This window comes from Algibacter marinivivus (assembly GCF_003143755.1).
Lineage (GTDB): Bacteria > Bacteroidota > Bacteroidia > Flavobacteriales > Flavobacteriaceae > Algibacter_B > Algibacter_B marinivivus.
This window is the reverse complement of sequence record NZ_QFRI01000001.1, coordinates 512,721-533,878: the sequence shown is the minus strand read 5'-3', so window position 1 is coordinate 533,878 and position 21,158 is coordinate 512,721. Positions and strand designations below refer to the sequence as shown.

Here is a 21,158-nt window from a genome sequence, read left to right as displayed (position 1 = left end):
AATAAAAATGAAATATAAAGTTGTTATTATTGAAGACAATATTCCGCTAAGTCATGGTTTTGCTACCAGTATAAATAAAACAGAAAATTTTCATGTTGTTAGTATATACGAAACTTGTGAAACTGCCATAGAAAATATAAAAAAGGATGATGCTGATATATATCTTGTAGATATTGATTTGCCGGGTATTAATGGTGTTGAAGGCACAAAACAAATTAAAAGCATGCAACCTAATTGTAATATTTTAATGGTTACGGTTCATGAAAATTCTACAATGGTTTTTGATGCTTTATGTGCTGGCGCAACAGGGTATCTTACCAAAAGTTTATCACCAGAAAAATTAATCAATGCTTTAAACGAAACAATTGAAGGTGGAGCGCCAATGAGCATAAAAATTGCAAAAATGGTTGTAGGTTCCTTTCAAAAAAAACAAAGTGAAATTTCACTTTCTGAAAGAGAGAAGGAAGTCCTAATGATGTTATCTGATGGAAATAGTTATAGTGTTATAGCAAACAAGCTTTTTATTAGTAAAAACACAATTAAGTTTCATCTAAAAAAAATTTACGCTAAACTTCAAGTAAACTCTAATGTTATGGCAGTTCAAAAAGCAAATAAAGAAAATTTGATATAGAAATTCTACCCTGAGGGGTGGCGGAAAAGATGTTTCTTAGGTATAGTTTTGTAGCACTCAAAACTTTTAAACTTAATATACTATGAAACAATTATTACTTTTATGTTTTATTCTAACATCAATTTATTCTAATTCGCAGGCAAGCCTTGTAGATGATTTTTTTCCAGGGTCAGTAGGTACTTTTCCACAAAAGTTTCATGTACATAATGGTACGTTATATTTTACAACTACCGTAACTGGTTTAACAGGTGAAGAATTGTCTTATTCTAATGGTGCGTTTGTAAATGGAGTGGCAGATTATAATCCTGGAGCGGCAGATAGCTCGCCAACTGGATTGATATCATATAATGGAAATTTGTATTTTACAGCCGAGAACAATACAGATGGCAAAGAAATTTGGAAAGGGAACGGGCTTTCGTTTTCTGTTTTAAAAGATATTAACCCTGGTTCGTCAAATTCAACTCCATTATATTATACAGAGTATAACGGAAATCTTATTTTTTCTGCATTTGATGGTATCGCAGGACGTGAACTTTGGATTAGTGATGGTACTAATGCAGGAACAACAAGATTGAAAGATATAAATACATCAACTTCTACCACAGATAGCAATCCTGATGGATTTACAGAGTATAATGGATTGCTTTATTTTGCCGCCAGAACCTCTATAGCTACTGAAGGAATTGAGCTTTATTTTACCGATGGAACTACATCAGGAACACAGTTGCTAATTGATATTAACCCAAATGATGATAGTAGGCCTCAAAATTTAATTGTCTTTAATAATAAATTATACTTTACAGCTGATAACGGCACAACTGGACGTGAGCTATGGGAAACAGATGGAACGGTTAGTGGCACACAATTAGTATTAGATTTAAACCCAGGAAGTGTTGATAGTAATCCTCAAAATTTAACTATATACAATAATAGGCTTTATTTTACAGCTACTAGCGCTGTTGTAGGGAATGAGTTATTTTACGTTGGAACTAACGGGAACATTACTCAGGCAGCTAATATTAATCCTGGAGCAGCAGATAGTTTTCCTAATAATTTAACGGTTTTTAACGGTAAGCTTTATTTTTCTACAAATGATGGTGTAAATGGAATAGAATTGTGGGAAACTTCAGGAACATCATTCACAACAGTAATGACTAAAGATATTGACCCAATAGGAGAAAGCACGCCAATGGGCTTTACAGAATATAATGGAAAACTTTATTTTAATGCAGATGATGGCACAAATGGAAGAGAACTTTGGGTAACTGATGGTACTACAAATGGGACGATTATGGTTGCAAATATTAATGCAGGATCAGACAGCGATCCAATAGGTTTAACTGTATATAATAATGAATTGTTTTTCTCTGCAGATGATGGCGTGTCTGGAAGAGAACTTTGGAAGTATAAAGACCCTACATTATCGATTAGCAATACTGAATTAAATGAATTTAATTTATACCCAAACCCTTCTCAAAAAGGATTTACTATTCAAACGAAAGCGATTGTAAAAGGAGTAGATATATTAAATCTTGAAGGAAAAAAGATGATATCTTTCAAAAACGACTTGAACTATTATGATATTGAAAGTTTAGACGCTGGAATTTATTTTGTATCAATAAAGACTATTAATGGTAAAAGTGTTAAAAAGTTAGTGAAAATATGATGACTTATTTTGAAAAATACAAACTAGAATTATTCTTAGCACTTTTTTATAGTATGCTTTTGTTTTACTTTTTAGCATAAGAAAACTGTGAATTGATTTTTTAAACCTACCCAATTGGGTAGGTTTTCGCTTTTAAAGGTTTTTGTACTTTTAAGTTTTAATAATCTAATGGTGTATTTACATAGTTTTTTTAGACATTGCTTATTTCTTTTAGCAATAAATTTCACTTTTTCTCAAAGCTTAGAGTCTGAACTACGCAAGAAAATTGAAGTGTCTAATGATTCATTACTGGTAAATGCTTATTTAGATTTAGCTAAGTATTATTATCAAACTACAGGGAAAGGAGATTCACTTATTCTTTATGGAAGAAAGGCGTTAAAGCTGTCACAGACCATAAGACATATTCCTTTAGAAATAGAAGCATTAAAATATAATGGCGTAGGGCATTTAGTTGAGCAAAACTTCAAAGAAGCAGAAACTTATTTCAAAAGGGGACTTAAAAAAGCATCTCATATAAATGATATTGTCAAAAAAACGGATTTTCATAATAAACTAGGTACTTTATATCAAAATCAAGACAACTTTTTCGAAGCAATTAAGCATTTCCTTAGTGCAGCTAAGGCTTCACATAAAACGCAGAGTTATAAATCAGAAGCAAATGCTTATTACGGTATTTCTTTGGTTTATACTGCACAACGAGAATACGAAAAGCAATTAGAATATATTTCTAAAGCGGTTGATGTTATAGAAAAAAATGATATACAAGATGATTTGTTAGAAACGCTTATATATAATTATGCTGCAGAGCAGTATATGGAGGCATCAAAAAAAAACAAATATGCTAAAGAAGCTGATTTAGCAAAGAGATATGCTGAAAAAGCATTAATAATTGCCGAAGAAAATAACTTTGATTATACAAAGCCAGTTAGTTTTTGTGTTTTAGGTGAACACAGTTTTTTAAATGGAGATTATAGAAAGGCTATTACTTACTCTAATTCAATATTAAAAAATAGAGAGTTAATTACAGAGCCTTTAATCTTAAATGCCTATTGTCTTTTAGGGCGAGTAAATAAGGTATTAAATAAAAGGAGTGAAGCCATAGCATTTATAGATTCGTTAAATCTATTAAAAATTAAGTCTGATCCGTATTTTGCTATAGAAATTTCAAATTTTAAACATGAAGTTTATAAGCACTTTAATAATTCTAATTTAGCATTAATAGCATTAGAAGAAAAAGAACAATTTGTTAGAGAATTAAATGATTTGGAGCGAATAAAGTCAATTAAAGAGCTTGAAACTAAATATGAAACTGAATTGAAGGATGCCGAAATTAGAAGTCTAAATCAGCAAAAAACAATTAATACTTTAGAAATTCAAAATAAGCAAGCTCAAATTAAAAGACTAATAGTATTGCTAATAATAGCATTATTAGTAATTGTATGTATTTTATTTGTTGGAACAAGAATACAATTAAAGAAAACACAAAGAAAGAACCAAGAATTAAAACTGTCAATTGAAAAACGACTAAAACTAGAAAAAGAACTATCAGATGTTAGAGATGAGATAGCCAAAGATTTTCATGATGACCTTGGAAATAAACTAGCAAGAATATCTCTACTATCAAATTTAATAAGTGGAGAAATTTCTATAAAAAATCCACAAGTAAAATCAAAGATTCAACAAATTAGTGAAGATGCTAATGGACTTTATAAAGGAACTAGAGATTTTATATTTTCTTTGAAATCTAATAGTAATTACTTAGAAGAGGTTGCTACTTATTTGTCTGATTTTGGAGGAGACATGTTTAATAAAACTGAAGTTAAGTTTATCGTAAACAAAAATATTTCTGATAATATAAAGTTGCCTTACCATTGGAGTAAACAGTTGATTTTTATTTTTAAGGAAGCGCTTACGAATGCCTTAAAGCATTCTAATAGTAGTGTGGTAACACTTTCGTTTAATTATAAAAATATGGAACTTAGAATTGTTTGTGAAGATGATGGTGTGGGTGTTTTAGAAAGTGATTTGGAATCATTAAATGGGTTATCTCATATGAAAGATAGAGCAAATAAAATTGATTGTAAACTTTATGTTGATTCAAGTATTGGAAAAGGGACTACCATAATTTTTATAGGTAAATTAAAAGATGAAGCATAGGGTAGTAATAATTGAAGATAATATTCCTTTAAGAGATGGGTTTGCGGAAGTAATAAAAGCTACTGATAATTTTGAACTCATTAACTGTTATGATAATTGTGAAGAAGCTATTGAGCGATTGAAATACGATAATGCTAATATCTTTTTGATGGATATTGAATTACTTGGAATGAATGGTGTAGAGGGTACAAAACGTATTAAAAAAGCTTCGCCAAAGGCTAATATAATAATGGTTACAGTTTTTGAAAATTCTGGAATCGTTTTTGAAGCATTATGTGCTGGGGCATCAGGGTATTTAACAAAGAGCATAAGTCCCAAAGAACTTCAAGATGCACTTAACGAATGTGTAGCTGGTGGAGCACCAATGAGCATTAAAATTGCTAAAATGGTGGTAAGCTCTTTTCAAATAAAACCTAGTAAAATAGAATTATCTCCTAGAGAAAAAGAAGTATTATCTCTGCTATCTCGGGGAAATACTTACGATAGTATTGCTGAACAACTGTTTATCAGTAGAAATACCATCAAATTTCACTTAAAGAACATTTATATTAAACTTCAGGTAAACTCTAATATCGAAGCTGTTCAGAAAGCAAATAAAGAAAACTTGCTGTAGCACATTAAAAAATACTTTTTTTACTTCTACCCAATTGGGTAGTACATGCTTTTACTCTCCAATTTACTTTTACATTAAACTTTTAAAACCTATTTATGATGAAAAGAACATTACTTTTTATGTCATTATTGACATATACTTTTATTCAAGCGCAGAGTTTAGTTAAGGATATAAATTTGGGTTTCCCAAGTAGCATGCCTTCGTATGCTAAAAATAGAATTGCTTTTGGTGGGAAGCTCATATTTGCCGCCGATAACGGTGCAGATGGAATGGAACTTTGGGAATCTGACGGCACGAGTACCGGAACTATTCTTTTAAGCGACGTAAGATCTGGGGGTCTCGATTCAAGTCCAAATGGATTTCATGAATTTAACTCTCAACTTTATTTTTCAGCTGCTGGTGTACAAAATAAGTTCAATATTTTTTCTACTAATGGTACAACCATTTCCTCTTATCCAGCAATAAGAAGTGGTACGGGTTCAGCATCACCAAGATTACTTACGACTTTCGGGAATTTGTTAGTGTTTAGTGCAAGACCTTCAGCTTTTAATCAATCTACGCCATTTTATGGAGAGGAAATTCTCGGATTTAATGGGAATGCTTGGACTGGTGGAGGAGACCAAATAATGATAAAGGATATAAACCCTTTAGGAAACAGCTCGTCGCCAGATTCATATACTGTTTTTAATAATCTGCTATATTTCGCTGCAACAGATGACGGAACAAATGGAAGGGAGTTGTGGGTTACCAATGGGACAAATGCTGGAACAAATATGTTGATTAATATTAATTCCGGTGGTGCTAGTTCTAATCCAATGGATTTAATTGTTCTTAACAGCAATTTATATTTTACTGCAGATGATGGTGTGAATGGTAGGGAACTTTGGGTTTCTGATGGGACATTGGCTGGAACTCAACGTATGGCAAATGTAAATGCAGTTGCTGAAGATTTGGACAATCCAGAAAACTTAACTGTTTTTAATAATGCACTTTATTTCACGGCAACCCATCCATCTTTGGGAACAGAAATCTTTAAATTGGGTGGAACAACGTTTACTAATATGAAGAATATAGCTTCAGGAAGTAGTAGCAGTAACCCTTCAAACCTTTATGCCTCCTCAGGAAGATTGTATTTTTCAGCTGATGATAATATTAGTGGAATTGAGTTGTGGTCCACTACTGGGTTTCCTGCTACCACAAATTTGGTAAAGAACATTAATACATCTCCTTCTTCACCAGATAGTAACCCTACAGATTTTGCCGAGTATAATGGTAAAGTTTATTTTTCTGCGACAGATGGAACTAATGGTGTAGAACTTTGGGTTACTGATGGAACAAATGCGGGAACTACTATGGTTAGTAATATAAACCCATCAGGAAATAGTAACCCTACAGATTTAATTGTAGCTAATAATTTATTATTCTTTTCAGCAGATAATGGTTCTGCAGGTAATGAATTATGGAGGTATAAAGATCCATTATTATCTGTGAGAGAAATAGACTTAGGAAATACAATTTCACTTTATCCAAATCCAACATTAAATAGTTTTTCAATTGACACAGAATCTAATATTGAAACTGTTGAAGTTCTAGATATTTCAGGAAAGCAATTAAAGCTCTTCAAAAAGAATATTAATAGTTATAATATCCAAACCTTAGTTTCTGGAGTTTATTTTGTTAGAATTAAAACCGATAAAGGAACTGTCACCAAAAAACTCATTAAAGAATAAAATAAATAATAACCCCAAATCTTAAAATTATGAACACAATTAAAAACTTAATACTATTAATTATAATAGTAACACTAGTAGGCTGTAGTAATGATGATAGTCCAAAAAATAATGCACCAGAAGTTGAGAATCAAACCATGAATATGGATGAAAATCCAACATCAGATTTATTAACTACAATTATAGCAACAGATAGAGATGAAGATGTATTAACTTATTCAATAGTATCACAAACACCAGCAAATAGCGTAACTATAAACTCAACAAATGGAGAGATTTACATTGCTAACGCAAGTGCTTTTGACTATGAGCAAAATACATCTATCATAGTTATCATTGAAGTTTCAGATGGTGTATCAGAAACGCAATCAAGATTAGTTATCAATATTTTAGATGTTAATGAAAATGGCTGATTATGGTTTCAAAATTTAAAAAATATAAGCTAGAACTATTTTTTCTTTTTTTCTATGGAATTATAATCAGTTTAATCTTTTTGGCTTTAAGTTAGGTTGGTAGTTAAGTCCTCAAATTTAAAAACCTGTTTCAATTAATTGAAGCAGGTTTTTTTTATCTTTAAAAATTAATATTTAAAACTTATGAAAAGAATATTCAGTTTACTCGTTTTAGTTTTCATTTTAAGCTGTGGCGGACAAAAGCAAATTATTGAAACCAATCCTGAAACAGTAGTTCAAAATACTTCTGAAGTACAAACAAAAATCGCTGAAAATAAAGCAATTGAAATAAAAAAACATGTCAATCTTAAAGATGTAAAAACAAGTTTAGAGTATTTAGCTTCAGATGAATTAGAAGGCAGAAATACAGGAACTGAAGGCATAGAAAAAGCAGCTGTTTATATTGAGAAGCTTTTTAAAGAAAATAATATAAAACCCTATTTTGAAACTTATAGAGACAGTTTTAATGTAAAGAAAATTGTTGGCTATAACGTAGTTGGCTATATTGAAGGGAATGATCCAAAGTTGAAAGACGAATTTGTTATTCTTGGTGCACACTATGATCATATAGGAACAGCAAAAGAGGTGAATGGAGATAAAATTGCAAATGGCGCCAATGATGATGCTTCTGGAACTGTGGCTGTTTTAGAATGGGCAAAACACTTCTCTAAAACTAAAAGTAATAAAAGAAGTATATTATTTACATTGTACTCAGCAGAAGAAATGGGTTTAAAAGGTTCAGGGCATTTAGCAGAACGCCTTAAAAAACAAAATCTAGACCTTTATACCATGATTAATTTTGAAATGATTGGAGTTCCAAGAGCTGAAAACGAAATTATGGCTTATATGTCTGGGTATGGAAAGTCTAATTTAGCTAAAAAACTTAATGCCTATGGAGGTGATGAAATGATTGGTTTCTTTCCTAAAGCTAAAGAATTCAACTTATTTATGAGATCAGATAATTATCCATTTTATAAGGAATTTAAAGTGCCAGCACATGCAATTTCTACTTTTGATTTCACTAATTTTGAATATTATCATCACGTAGATGACGAGGCTGATAAAATGGATTTTAATCACATGACAAACTTTATCAATAAAATGATTCCTGCGCTAGAAGGCATGATTAATACTCCTACTAAGGAAATTAAAATGAATAATGGGTAAACACATCATAATTACAGGAACGAGTAGAGGTATTGGTTTTGAGTTGGTACAATTATTTGCTAAATCAGGACATAAAGTATTAGCGCTTTCGCGGAATGAAAAACCGATTCAAAATTTAAATTTAAAGAACGTTACATCCTTTTCTTTTGATTTGAATGACAATGAAGCTTATAAGAAAGTTGAAGATTTTATCAATGAGAATTGGAAACATGTAGATATTTTGATAAACAATGCTGGTGCACTTTTAAATAAACCATTTGCTGAAACTTCTATGTCTGAATTTGAGCGTGTTTATAAAACTAATGTTTACGGTGTAGCAGAATTAACAAGGGTTGTTTTACCATTTATGAATAAAACAAGCCATGTTGTAACCATAAGCTCCATGGGCGGTGTTCAAGGCAGTATGAAATTCCCAGGACTTGCCGCTTACAGTTCTAGTAAAGCAGCTGTAATTACTTTAACAGAATTATTAGCTGAAGAGTATAAAGAATCAGGGATTTCATTTAATGTATTGGCTTTAGGAGCGGTTCAAACCGAAATGTTAGAAGAAGCTTTTCCGGGGTATCAAGCACCTACAACAGCTTTAGAAATGGCAGAATATATTTTTGATTTTTCACTTAATGGGAATAAATATTACAACGGCAAACTACTACAAGTTTCTAATTCTACACCCTAAAAAAAATGAATATGTAAAGTGCATTTTTAAGGAGCACTCAAATTAGTATCTTTATCAAAAAAAATTAATGAAAAGTAAACAGCATATACTACGCTTTTTGAGTAGTTTACTACTTCTCCTTGTTTTTAATAATATAATTACTGCGCAATCTTTTAAACGCGTAGAAAGTATTGCTGCCTTAAATGCACTAGAGGAAAACAATGGAGCATCTGTTGCAGATTATGATGGCGACAATGATTTAGATATATATGTTGTTGCAAAAAGTGTAGATATTGATGGAGTTGAAAAATCACATAGTAAACTCTTTAGAAATAATAATGACGGAACATTTACAGATGTTACCCAAGCTACAGGGTTAATTGCAACTCTAAGTCAACAAGAAACCATACCAACTGGTGCTCTAAATGGAGATAAATTTGGTGCTTCATGGGGAGATTATAATAATGATGGCTTTCCTGATATATTAGTAAGCTCATCAAATAGAGTTCAGTTATTCTTAAATGACGGAGGTCAAAATTTTCAGGATGTTACAATGAGCTCGGGAATTGAAGGCTTTAATGGCTGTATTAATCCTAGTTCAACATGGTTTGATTATAATAACGATGGCTTTTTAGATTTACACATTACAACTTGGGGACCTTGCGAAAGTGATAAACTTTATGAGAATAATCAGGATGGTACTTTTACTAATATTTCAGATAAACTTCCAGTAGTAGGCAAACAAAATCTATATTCAGCTTTCCCTTATGACTTTAATAATGATGGATGGATGGACCTGTATATTTCAGATGACTTAAAAAACCCAAATCCACTATTAATTAATCAATCTGGAAATCAATTTATTGAAGATGCTCAATCGTATGGTTTGGCTAATACTGGAGATGATATGGGTATTACTATTGGAGATTATAATGGAGATGGCTTTTTTGATTTTTATGTCACAAACATAAACGAAAATATTTTGCTCGAAAATAATGGCGATAATACTTTTACTGATATAGCTTTAGAGAAAAATGTACAAGATGTAGGCTGGTCTTGGGATGCTAAATTTGCAGATTTTGATCTTGATGGAGATGATGATTTATTTGTAGTTAATGGCTTTTCTTTTTCCTTTTCTGGTGCTGAGAAAAATGCCTATTTTAAAAATTTATTAGTTGAAGGTCAAGATGAATTTGAAGAGATTTCAGAAAGTATAAATTTAAAGGATTTAACGATTAGCGTTAGCGCTGTAGATTTTGATTTTGATAATGATGGTGATATAGATCTTTTTGTTACTAATAATGATAGACCATCTTATTTTTATGAAAATAAGACTTTAAATTTTAATGAAACCAATAGTCTAAATTGGTTTAAAGTTATATTGCAAGGAACTCAATCTAATAGAGATGCTATTGGAACCCAATTAACTTTAACAACAGCAAATAGAACTATAAAAAGGCACTATTCAGGAATAGGTTTTTTAGGTCAGAGTTTAACACCCGTTCATTTTGGATTAAATGATGCTACTGATATTACAGAATTAGTTATTAAGTGGCCCTCTGGTTTGGTTGAAACCTATCAAAATCTAAATTCAAATAGGACTATAAAGGCTATTGAAGGCCAAGGATATCAAGTTTTAAATATTCAACCAAGCGAAAAAATTTCTGGATGCACAGATCCACTTTCATGTTCCTTCAACCCAAATGCGTATGTTGATGATGGGTCTTGTACTTATCTAGAAGTTAAAAACATTTCGGGTAATATGGCTTCAGGTTTTTTAAAAGAAGAAACATATAGCTACCCTATACCACCAAGTTCAACAACGCAGTGGAGTATCGTAGGAGGAGAAATACTTGAAGGACAAGGAACCGATAGTGTTAAAGTGAAATGGGGAGTAGATGCAATTGGAACTATATCTGTTATAGAAATTACAGCTAGTTGTTCTAGTTTAACAGCTAGTTTAGAAGTCGATTTAAGTATTGATGATGTTGAATTAGATAAATCAATTGCTAGAATATGGAACGAAGCCCTTTTAGATGCTATTAGAAATGATTTTGCGCGCCCTACAGTTCATGCTAGAAATTTATTTCATACCAGTATAGCGTTATATGATGCTTGGGCTATTTATGATGAGATTGCTAGACCGTACTTAGTGGGTAATACCATAAATAACTATAATAGCGAACTTTTAGATTTTAGTCCTCTTGAAAGTAAAGAGGAATCTATAAACAAAGCAATAAGTTATGCGGCTTATAGATTACTTAATTATCGTTTCTCCAGCTCGCCAGGATTTAAGGTGTCTGGGGAAAAGTTCAATTTAATCATGAATCAATTAGGATATGATACTAATTATACCGCTACAGACTATGAAACTGGTAATGCAGCAGCATTAGGAAATTACATTGCTCAAGAAATTATTAATTACGGAAACACTGATGGTTCTAGAGAAGCATCTAATTATGATAATGCTTATTATGAGCCTATAAACAATCCTATGGCTCCAGATTTTTCAGGTAATGAATTTATTGAAAACCCAAACAGATGGCAACCTTTGAGTTTAGAAACGTTTATAGATCAAAGTGGAAATCCTATAGAAGGGAATGTGCTAGATTTTTTAAACCCTGAGTGGGGAAATGTTTTGCCTTTTTCTTTAAAAAATGATGACTTAACAAGTTATCAACGGGATGGAAATGATTATTTAGTATATAACGATCCTTTATCACCACCTTACTTAGATGATAGTAATACAACAGCATCAAGTGAAGCATATAAGTGGGGGTTTTCGTTAGTATCAGTATGGGCGTCGCATTTAGATTCAAGTGATGGTGTGTTATGGGATATTTCACCAAAATCGATTGGAAATATAGATTTTGAATCTTTACCAGATAATTTTGAAGACTATCCTCAATTTTATAAGCTCTTGGAAGGTGGGGATGTTGGTACAGGTAGAACCATAAACCCTATAACAAATATTGCATACGATGAGCAATTAGTCCCTAGAGGAGATTATGCTAGAGTATTAGCAGAGTTTTGGGCAGATGGACCTGATTCTGAAACACCACCAGGGCATTGGTTTTCATTGCTTAATTATGTAAGTGACCATCCATTGTCAACAAAAAAGTTTAGAGGAGAAGGGGAATCTCTTTCTCCAATAGAATGGGATGTGAAATCATATTTTATTTTAGGAGGTGCTATGCACGATTCAGCTATTTCTGCTTGGAGCATAAAAGGTTGGTATGATTATATACGCCCTATTTCAGCTATTCGATATATGGCAGATAAAGGCCAAAGTTCAGACCCATCTGCATCTAATTTTCATCCTGAGGGTGTTAAATTATTTGATGGTTACATTGAAACAGTAGAAGAAAATGATCCTTTAGTTGGATTTAATTCGCAAAACTTAGGAAAGATTAAAGTGTATTCCTGGAAAGGTCATGATTATATTGGTAATGTAGAAACGGATCAAGCTGGAGTAGGCTGGATATTAGCTGAAGATTGGTGGCCATATCAACGGCCATCTTTTGTAACACCACCATTTGCAGGATATGTTTCTGGTCATTCTACCTATTCAAGAGCAGCAGCAGAGGTTTTAACACTAATAACAGGTGATGAATATTTCCCTGGGGGTATGGGTGAGTTTGTAGCAAGAAAGAACGAATTTTTAGTATTTGAAGAAGGACCTTCAACAGATATTGTTTTGCAATGGGCAACCTATAGAGATGCCTCAGATCAATGTAGCTTATCTAGAATTTGGGGAGGCATTCATCCACCAGCTGATGATATTTCAGGAAGAAAAATTGGTAAAAAAGTGGGAGTAGATGCATTTAATTTTGCAGTGCCATATTTTTTTGGGAAAACATCTAATTCAGGTGATGACCTTTCAAGTATCGTGTATCCAAACCCAATTATTAATAAGGAATTATTTATAACCAATACTAGCGCTGAAGATACTTTTGATATTTTTGATATTAGTGGTAGACTGATAAATTTTATTGATAAAAGTTATAATGAATACACCAAAGAAACGCGCATAAGTTTACCTATGTTTTTAACTTCGGGTATATATATATTAAGAACAAATAACACTTCAAAGGCTCTTATAATTAAAGATTAATATTCATAAATATAAATTTAATGAGTAAATACAAATGCATCATATTTGATTGTGATGGTGTTTTAATTGATAGCGAATCTATAGCCATAAAGGTTTTAGTGGATATGGCTAATGATTTGGGTGCTAATATGGATTTTAAAGAGTCTCTTATTAGTTTAAAAGGAAAAGCACTTAATTTATGTATGGATGTTATTTCTAAACGTATTAATAATCCATTACCAATTCATTTTGAACAAGATTATCGTATTAATACATTTGAAGCATTTCGTAAAGATATTCAACCTATAAAGGGCATTAAAGACGTCGTTCAGAGTTTGAATGTGCCTTTTTGTGTGGCTTCTAGTGGACCAGAAAATAAAATTCGTCTTAATTTAGAAATCACAGATTTGTTGCCATTTTTTGAAGGGAATATTTTTAGTTGCTACGCCATTCAAAAATGGAAACCAGAACCAGATATTTTTCTTTGGGCGGCCAAAACTATGGGATTTATACCAAGCGAATGTTTAGTTATAGAAGATAGTGTCTCTGGAGTAAAAGCAGCCAAAACTGGAGGTTTTGATGTTTATGGCTATACAGAGCACGATTATAATAATGAACTTGAAACCTTAGTTAATAAAACTTTTGGTAGTATGGATGACCTTTTAGGAATGTTGTAGAGCTTAAAATATCTAATGAAATGAATTACCTTTTCTTGAGAAATCTATTATTTTAGCAGTAATGCAATCACAACTTCAAGCGTATATTCCAGAACATGCAATCCCGAAAGTTATTTCGTTTTTAGAGCATGATAATCTTATTGTTAAAATAAAAAAGGAACGTAAAACACGCCATGGCGATTATAAACCGTTACCAAATGGTAAACATCAAATTACTATAAATTCAAATTTGAACCAGTACCGTTTTTTAATCACATTAATTCATGAAATAGCTCATTTTGAGGCTTATAAAAACTACGGAAGATTTATTAAACCACATGGTTTAGAATGGAAGCGTACATTTCAGCATTTAATGTTGCCTTTTATAAACCCAGAAATTTTCCCAAATGAATTATTACCTTTATTAGCTAAACATTTTAAAAACCCAAAAGCCTCTAGCGATACAGATGCGCCATTGGCCTTAGCTTTAAAGCAATTCGACGAACACAATAACAAGACCTATGTTTTTCAGGTACCTTTGGGCAGTACTTTTAAATTACATAATGGAAAAGTATTTAAAATGGGAAAAAAGAGAGTAAAACGTTATGAATGTACAGAGGTTAAAACAGGAAGATTATATTTGTTTAATCCAAATGCAGAAGTAGAATTGATAAATTAGTAAAATGAATAAAAATTATTATGCCATATTAATGGCTGGAGGTGTAGGATCAAGGTTCTGGCCAGTAAGTACGCAAGATTTTCCAAAACAGTTTCATGATATGTTAGGAACTGGAGACACTTTAATACAAAAAACATTTCATCGCTTAGCGGATTTAATTCCAAAGGAAAATATTTTCATTTTAACTAATGAACGTTATAATGATTTAGTTTTAGAACAATTACCAGAAGTAGAACAACGACAAGTAGTTTTAGAACCTGCAATGCGAAATACAGCACCTTGTATTTTATATGCGTCATTAAAAATCCAAAAAGAAAACCCTGATGCTGTTATGATTGTAGCACCAAGTGATCATTGGATTGAAGATGAAAAAATGTTTTCAAAAAATGTGCAGCAAGCTTTCGATTTTTGTTCAGAAAATGATGCTCTAATGACTTTAGGTATTCAACCTACTTTTCCAAACACAGGTTATGGTTATATCGAATTTGATAAGTCATCCGCGGAAGCGATAAAATCTGTAAATCAATTTAGAGAAAAACCAGATTACGGAACTGCAAAAGAATTTATTGAACAAGGAAATTTTTTATGGAATGCTGGGATTTTTATGTGGAGTGTTAAAAGCGTAATTGAAGCGTTTCAGAATAATCAACCTGAATTATATGCCTTATTTGAAAACGGGATATCTGTTTATAATACAGATTTTGAAGATGATTTTATTCGAGATAATTATCCAAAGGCAGAAAACATTTCGGTGGATTATGCCATCATGGAAAAATCAACTAATGTATATGTTATTGCTGCTGAATTTGATTGGAACGATTTAGGAACTTGGGGGAGTTTATATGATAAGTTGGATAAAGATGAATCTAATAATGCAGTGGTGCATGCTAGAACTTTAGCAGAAGATGCATCTGGTAATATGATAAGAACTAAAGATGATAAAATTGTAGTAGTTGATGGTTTGAGTGATTATATTATTGTTGATAAAGACGAAGTTTTGCTTATCTTTCCTAAGTCGAAGGAACAAGATATAAAGAAAACACTCCAACACGTTAAAGATAAGTTTGGAGAACAATATGGCTAATTATGAGTGAAGAAAGTAAGTTTAATTTCTCTGAAGAAGAATCTAAAGCTGAGATTCTAAAAAAAGAACAGACTGTTGAGCAATCAAAAGAAGAGGTTCGAAAAGGTGCTCAAGGACTTCTTGCAAGTACAAAGAAATTTTTAAAAGAGCTTTTAGATTTTAGAGATGATACAGATAGAGATGCTACTGTACAGGCTATAAAAAGTGATATACCATTTAAAGGTGCTACAGCATGGATTTTGGTGTGTTCCATCTTTGTGGCTTCAGTCGGATTAAACGCTAATTCTACAGCTGTTGTTATTGGTGCCATGTTAATTTCTCCACTTATGGGCCCTATTTTAGGTGTAGGATTGTCTATTGCCATTAATGATATTGATACGCTTAAACGCTCTTTAATAAACTTAGCAACAATGATTGTATTGAGTTTATTAACGGCTTTTTTATTCTTTAAATTTTTTCCTTTAAGTGAAGATACTAATGAGCTTTTGGGACGTGTCAAACCCGATATACGTGATGTTCTTATTGCGTTTTTTGGAGGTTTAGCTTTAATTATCGCGCGAACTAAAAAGGGAACAATTGCTTCGGTAATTTTTGGAGTTGCAATCGCCACCGCTTTAATGCCGCCACTTTGTACAGCAGGTTATGGATTAGCCAAAGGCAACTTTGTGTATTTTGGAGGAGCTATGTACCTTTTTACAATCAATACTATTTTCATTGCTTTGGCAACGTTTTTAGTGCTTAAATTGTTAAGATTTCCAATGCTTAAATATGCCAATTCTAAAAAACGATTGTTTATATCTAGAATGGCAACTTTACTAGCTATTGTAGTTATGGTGCCTGCGGGATTTACTTTTGTAAAAGTTTATAAAGAAAGTAATTTTAAACGTGATGCTGGTTTATTTGTGGATAAAGAGTTGAGTGCTTTACCGCATGCAGAGTATATTAAAAACAATGCTATTTTTAAATATGGAGATGATGGGAATAGTAAAATTGAACTGAATACATTTGGCTTAGATGAAATACCTGAATCTACAATTGCTTTGTTAAAGAGTAGAATGAGAGACTATGGAGCTTTAGAAAGTAGTAAGTTAGTTGTTAATCAGAATAGATCTAAAAACCTTGACAATTTTAAATACATGGAAGAACTTAGAACAAGAGATTCCCTAGATTTATTAACACAAACTCAAAAAATAGCATATTTAGAAAGTAAAGTGTTGCAACTTTCAAAACTTGAAAAAAATTATATTGCTTTTGATGAATTGACCCAAGAGGTGAAGATAAATTACGAAACTATAGAGCAGTTTTCATACGCTAATGTTATCAATTCAAACTTTAAAAAAACGGATACATTATCTGTGTTTTCTGTAAAATGGGTAGATTCTTTAGCTAAGGAAGAATTACGTAAGAAAGATAAGGAGAAACTTGAAAAGTGGCTAAAACTTAAACTTGATTTAGATACCTTGGTTGTAAAACGAATCAATTAATTTAAGTTTTAATATTAAGATTACTCATTTTCCTCAATGTACATTTTACGTACTTTTTTAAATAAATTTGAAGAGTAAACAAAATCAGTAACTACTTCGTTATCGGTTTTGAATATGGTTTTGTTAGAGCCTTCCCAGGCTTTTAACCCATGTCGCAGAAAAACAATTTTTTCTCCAATTTCCATGACTGAGTTCATGTCATGAGAATTTATAACAGTAGTAATTTGGTATTCGTCAGTTATTTCTTGAATTAAGTTATCAATAACAATAGCCGTTTTAGGGTCTAAACCAGAGTTTGGTTCATCGCAAAATAAATATTTAGGATTATTTACAATAGCCCGTGCAATTGCTACACGTTTCTGCATTCCTCCTGACGCTTCACTAGGCATTTTATTGTGTGCTTCAGGTAAATTTACACGTTTCAAAACAAAATCTACACGATCTTCCATTTCGCTTTTACTTTGTTTGGTAAACATTTGAAGCGGGAACATCACATTTTCAGCAATCGTCATAGAATCAAATAGAGCACTTCCTTGGAATACCATACCAATTTCTGCTCTAATATTACGTTTTTCATCTTCGGTAAGTTGCGAAAATATTTTACCATCATAAGAGATAGTCCCTTCCTCATATTCAAAAAGTCCTAATAAACATTTTAAAAATACTGTTTTACCAGAACCACTTTGTCCTATTATAAGATTGGTTTTTCCTTTATCAAAAGAGGTGCTTATGCCTTTTAAAACTTCAACATCTCCAAACGATTTATGTAAATTATTAACTTCAATCATTAGCTTAATAACATTTGAGTTAAGAAATAATTTAAAATAATGATAACCACACTAGTCCAAACAAACGATGTTGTACTTGCTTTACCAACTTCTAAAGCGCCACCTTTCATATAAAAACCATGAAAGGATGGGATTGTTGCTAACACAAATGCAAAAACAAAAGTTTTAATAAAAGCATATACAACATGGAAAGTTTCAAAATCGTTTTGAATACCAACAATATAATCTTCTAACGTACTAAAACCGCCATAAACGCAAGCTGCCATTCCTCCTAAAATACCTAGAAACATGGCTATTGAGATAACAAAAGGATAGAGCATCATGGAGATAAACTTTGGGAAAACTAAATAGTTTAAAGAGTTAATACCCATAACTTCTAAAGCATCAATTTGCTCTGTTACACGCATAGTACCTATGCTTGATGTAATAAACGACCCTACTTTTCCAGCCATAATAATAGACATAAATGTTGGAGCAAACTCAAGAATTATAGATTGTCTTGTTGCAAAACCAACTAGATATTTAGGAATTAATGGATTATCAATATTTAATGCTGTTTGTATAGTAACTACACCACCAACAAAAAATGATATAAAGGCTACAATGCCTAATGAACCAATAATTAAATCGTCTATGTCTTTAAGAATTAATTGTTTCATAACTGCCCATTTTGTGGGTTTCCGAAACATCTCAATAATCATTAAAAAATAAGCGCCTATGTTGTGCAGGTACGTCATGTATAAATTTGTAATTGCTAAAGTAAAAAAAAGTTATACCAATTTAACCTTAAATTTAAATTATGATATCTTAAAAAGCGTATTTTTGAATACAATAAATTATATATTAAAATGAGGTATTTTCTATCAGTATTTTTTGTTTTTTTTATAACGCTATCTGTATTGGCTCAGAACGAAAGGCCAAAATTAGTTGTTGGCATCGTGGTAGACCAAATGCGTTATGATTATTTAACTCGTTTTGAATCTAAGTATGGTGAAGGAGGATTCAAGCGTATGATTAGAGAAGGTTTTAATTGTAAGAACAATCATTTTAATTATATACCAACTTATACAGGCCCAGGTCATGCTTCAATTTATACAGGTACTACGCCTAAATATCATGGTGTTATAGCTAATCATTGGTATGATAAAGAAACTAAAGAAATGGTGTATTGTACTAGTGATGATACTATGAAATCTACTGGAACCATGGCAAGTTCAGGTCAAATGTCTCCGCATAGAATGAAAACAACAACATTTACAGACGAGAATAGGTTGTTTACCCAAATGCGAGGAAAGACTATTGGAATTTCCATTAAAGACAGAGGTGCTATTTTACCTGCAGGACATACAGCAAATGCAGCATATTGGTTTGATGGAGGGAAAAATGGGGATTTTATTTCAAGTTCGTTTTACATGAATGAGTTACCTAAATGGGTTGTAGATTTTAATAAATCAAATACTGTTGAATCTTATTTAAAAGTTTGGAATACATTATATGATATTAAAACTTATACCGAAAGTGGAGATGATATAAATGTATTTGAAGGAGGTTTCAAAGGAAAAGAAACTGCATCATTTCCATATAATTTGGAGTTATTGAGTAATGATAATGGCGGACTAGGGATTTTAAAAAGTACACCTTTTGGAAATAGCATTGTTGCAGATTTTGCTATTGAAGCAATACAAGCTGAGCGATTAGGAGAAGATGATATAACTGATGTTTTAACAGTAAGCTTTTCAAGTACTGATTATGTAGGACATAATTTTGGTGTAAATTCTAAAGAAACGGAAGATACATATATTCGTTTAGACAAAGATTTAGAGAGGCTTTTTAAGGTTTTAGATAATAAGGTGGGCGTTGGTGAGTATACTGTATTTTTAACAGCAGATCATGGTGCAGTTTATGTTCCCGCATATTTACAATCTGTAAAAATTCCAGCAGGGTATTTAAACAATGAAGAACGAAAAGAAAAGTTTAATACCTTTTTGATAGATACTTATGGTACTATTGATGTTGTTGAAAACATTAGTAATAATCAGATTTTTTTGAATAAAGAAAAAATAAAAGAGCTCAATTTAGAATTAGATGATGTTCAAAAGTCTATTTTAAATGAGCAAATTACCTATTTAAATATCGCTAAGGCTTATACTGCAAGTACAATGAATTCTGTTAATTATACCGATGGTATAGAAGCTTCGTTACAAAATGGTTTTAATCAAAAGCGCTCTGGTGACATTATTTTAGTTAATGATCCGGCTTATATTTCATATAGTAAAACAGGAACAACTCATGGAAGTGGTCTAAAATACGATACTCATGTTCCTTTGCTGTTTTTTGGTAAGGGCATTAAAAAAGGTGAAACATATATTAAAACAGTTATTCCAGATATAGCACCAACAATGTCTGCTTTGTTAGGTATTAGTTTTCCAAATGGAGCTACAGGAGAACCTCTAGAATTTGTTTTAGAATAATGAATAAAAGAACTTTATATTATGTTGTTGCTATATTAATAGTTCTTGGAGTTTATGGTTATGAACGGTTTTTATCTGAAGAAGAAAAAAGTGAAGTTGTTGAAGAGGGAAAAGCAACTAAATCTGATACCAATGAATATTTTTTGCCAACTAGTACAACAAACCAAATTGTGCACCACGAAGGGTATTCATTATCATATAATGAAAAGCACGAACAAGCTGAATGGGTAGCATATGAGTTAAAAAAAGCACATCTTTCAAGTGTGAATCATAAACGTCCTTATTTTGAAATTGATAAAGCAATAAAAACTGGAGCTGCTAGCTGGAGAAATTACAAGAACTCTGGTTATGATAGAGGACATTTGTGTCCTGCAGGAGATAGAAGATTTAGTAAAGATGCTCATGACGAAACATTTTTAACCAGTAATATTAGTCCGCAGGAACATCAATTCAATTCTGGTATTTGGAATACTTTGGAACAAAAGGTACGTTATTGGGCTAGAAAATACGATGGTGTTTTTGTAGTAACAGGTGGTGTTTTAAAAGGGCATATGAAAACTATTGGAACAGAAGAAGTTTCAGTTCCTAATCAATTTTATAAAGTTTTAATTGATAACAATACAGGAAAAACTAAAATGATTGCTTTTTTGATGCCTCATAAAGATTCTAGAAAACCTTTATATGATTTTGTTGTTTCAGTTGATGAAATTGAAAAATTAACTGGGATAGATTTTTTTCCTGAATTGGAAGATTCATTAGAAAATAAGTTGGAAGCTTCAAGCAGTTATAAAGATTGGAGTTTTAATTAATAAATAGCATTCATGTCATGCTG

General features: G+C 31.7%; 17 protein-coding genes. 15 read left to right on the top strand and 2 right to left on the bottom strand.

The window, feature by feature from the left end; translation table 11 throughout:
- The first annotated feature begins 7 nt into the window (after positions 1-7).
- The 13 genes from DIS18_RS02575 (at position 8) to DIS18_RS02515 (ending at position 17,067) form a co-directional block, all read left to right on the top strand.
- Positions 8-631 (top strand): response regulator, encoded by a 624-nt coding sequence (locus tag DIS18_RS02575; protein ID WP_109351469.1) that lies wholly within the window; start codon positions 8-10, stop codon positions 629-631.
- Between the two features lie 82 nt (positions 632-713).
- Positions 714-2,297, top strand: coding sequence for an ELWxxDGT repeat protein (locus DIS18_RS02570; protein ID WP_109351468.1), 1,584 nt, complete (start codon positions 714-716; stop codon positions 2,295-2,297).
- A gap of 168 nt (positions 2,298-2,465) precedes the next feature.
- Positions 2,466-4,454: a tetratricopeptide repeat-containing sensor histidine kinase gene (locus DIS18_RS02565; RefSeq protein ID WP_109351467.1), complete on the top strand. Its 1,989-nt coding sequence runs from the start codon at positions 2,466-2,468 to the stop codon at positions 4,452-4,454.
- Positions 4,444-5,067, top strand: a complete 624-nt coding sequence (locus DIS18_RS02560) for a response regulator (protein ID WP_109351466.1) — start codon at positions 4,444-4,446, stop codon at positions 5,065-5,067. The genes DIS18_RS02565 and DIS18_RS02560 overlap by 11 nt, the downstream gene beginning before the upstream one ends.
- A 98-nt stretch (positions 5,068-5,165) precedes the next feature.
- A complete protein-coding gene (locus DIS18_RS02555; protein ID WP_181363975.1) occupies positions 5,166-6,797 on the top strand; it encodes an ELWxxDGT repeat protein in 1,632 nt (543 codons plus the stop codon).
- A gap of 29 nt (positions 6,798-6,826) precedes the next feature.
- Positions 6,827-7,210, top strand: coding sequence for a cadherin repeat domain-containing protein (locus tag DIS18_RS02550; RefSeq protein WP_109351464.1), 384 nt, complete (start codon positions 6,827-6,829; stop codon positions 7,208-7,210).
- Positions 7,211-7,393: 183 nt separating this feature from the next.
- Entirely contained in the window at positions 7,394-8,416 is a 1,023-nt protein-coding gene (locus tag DIS18_RS02545) for a M28 family metallopeptidase (RefSeq protein ID WP_109351463.1), read from the top strand.
- Positions 8,409-9,092 carry an SDR family NAD(P)-dependent oxidoreductase gene (locus DIS18_RS02540; RefSeq protein WP_109351462.1) on the top strand — a complete coding sequence of 228 codons (684 nt, stop codon included), beginning with the start codon at positions 8,409-8,411 and terminating at the stop codon, positions 9,090-9,092. The genes DIS18_RS02545 and DIS18_RS02540 overlap by 8 nt, the downstream gene beginning before the upstream one ends.
- Before the next feature lie 67 nt (positions 9,093-9,159).
- Positions 9,160-13,185 (top strand): FG-GAP-like repeat-containing protein, encoded by a 4,026-nt coding sequence (locus DIS18_RS02535; protein WP_109351461.1) that lies wholly within the window; start codon positions 9,160-9,162, stop codon positions 13,183-13,185.
- A 20-nt stretch (positions 13,186-13,205) separates the two neighbouring features.
- Positions 13,206-13,841, top strand: coding sequence for an HAD family hydrolase (locus DIS18_RS02530; RefSeq protein ID WP_109351460.1), 636 nt, complete (start codon positions 13,206-13,208; stop codon positions 13,839-13,841).
- 61 nt (positions 13,842-13,902) lie between these two features.
- A complete protein-coding gene (locus DIS18_RS02525) occupies positions 13,903-14,499 on the top strand; it encodes a SprT-like domain-containing protein (protein WP_109351459.1) in 597 nt (198 codons plus the stop codon).
- Between the two features lie 4 nt (positions 14,500-14,503).
- Positions 14,504-15,583: a mannose-1-phosphate guanylyltransferase gene (locus DIS18_RS02520; protein WP_109351458.1), complete on the top strand. Its 1,080-nt coding sequence runs from the start codon at positions 14,504-14,506 to the stop codon at positions 15,581-15,583.
- 2 nt (positions 15,584-15,585) lie between these two features.
- Positions 15,586-17,067 (top strand): DUF389 domain-containing protein, encoded by a 1,482-nt coding sequence (locus DIS18_RS02515; protein ID WP_109351457.1) that lies wholly within the window; start codon positions 15,586-15,588, stop codon positions 17,065-17,067.
- 20 nt (positions 17,068-17,087) lie between these two features.
- Here DIS18_RS02515 and DIS18_RS02510 read toward each other — a convergent pair whose 3' ends face one another.
- Both DIS18_RS02510 and DIS18_RS02505 read right to left on the bottom strand, forming a co-directional pair.
- Positions 17,088-17,855: an ABC transporter ATP-binding protein gene (locus DIS18_RS02510; protein ID WP_109351456.1), complete on the bottom strand. Its 768-nt coding sequence runs from the start codon at positions 17,853-17,855 to the stop codon at positions 17,088-17,090.
- Positions 17,855-18,592: an MlaE family ABC transporter permease gene (locus tag DIS18_RS02505; RefSeq protein ID WP_109351455.1), complete on the bottom strand. Its 738-nt coding sequence runs from the start codon at positions 18,590-18,592 to the stop codon at positions 17,855-17,857. The genes DIS18_RS02510 and DIS18_RS02505 overlap by 1 nt, the downstream gene beginning before the upstream one ends.
- 111 nt (positions 18,593-18,703) lie before the next feature.
- Here DIS18_RS02505 and pafA point away from each other — a divergent pair, with 111 nt between their 5' ends.
- Positions 18,704-20,326: an alkaline phosphatase PafA gene (gene pafA / locus DIS18_RS02500; protein WP_109351454.1), complete on the top strand. Its 1,623-nt coding sequence runs from the start codon at positions 18,704-18,706 to the stop codon at positions 20,324-20,326.
- A complete protein-coding gene (locus DIS18_RS02495) occupies positions 20,326-21,135 on the top strand; it encodes a DNA/RNA non-specific endonuclease (RefSeq protein WP_109351453.1) in 810 nt (269 codons plus the stop codon). Before pafA ends, DIS18_RS02495 begins: the two co-directional genes overlap by 1 nt.
- Positions 21,136-21,158: the final 23 nt, after the last annotated feature.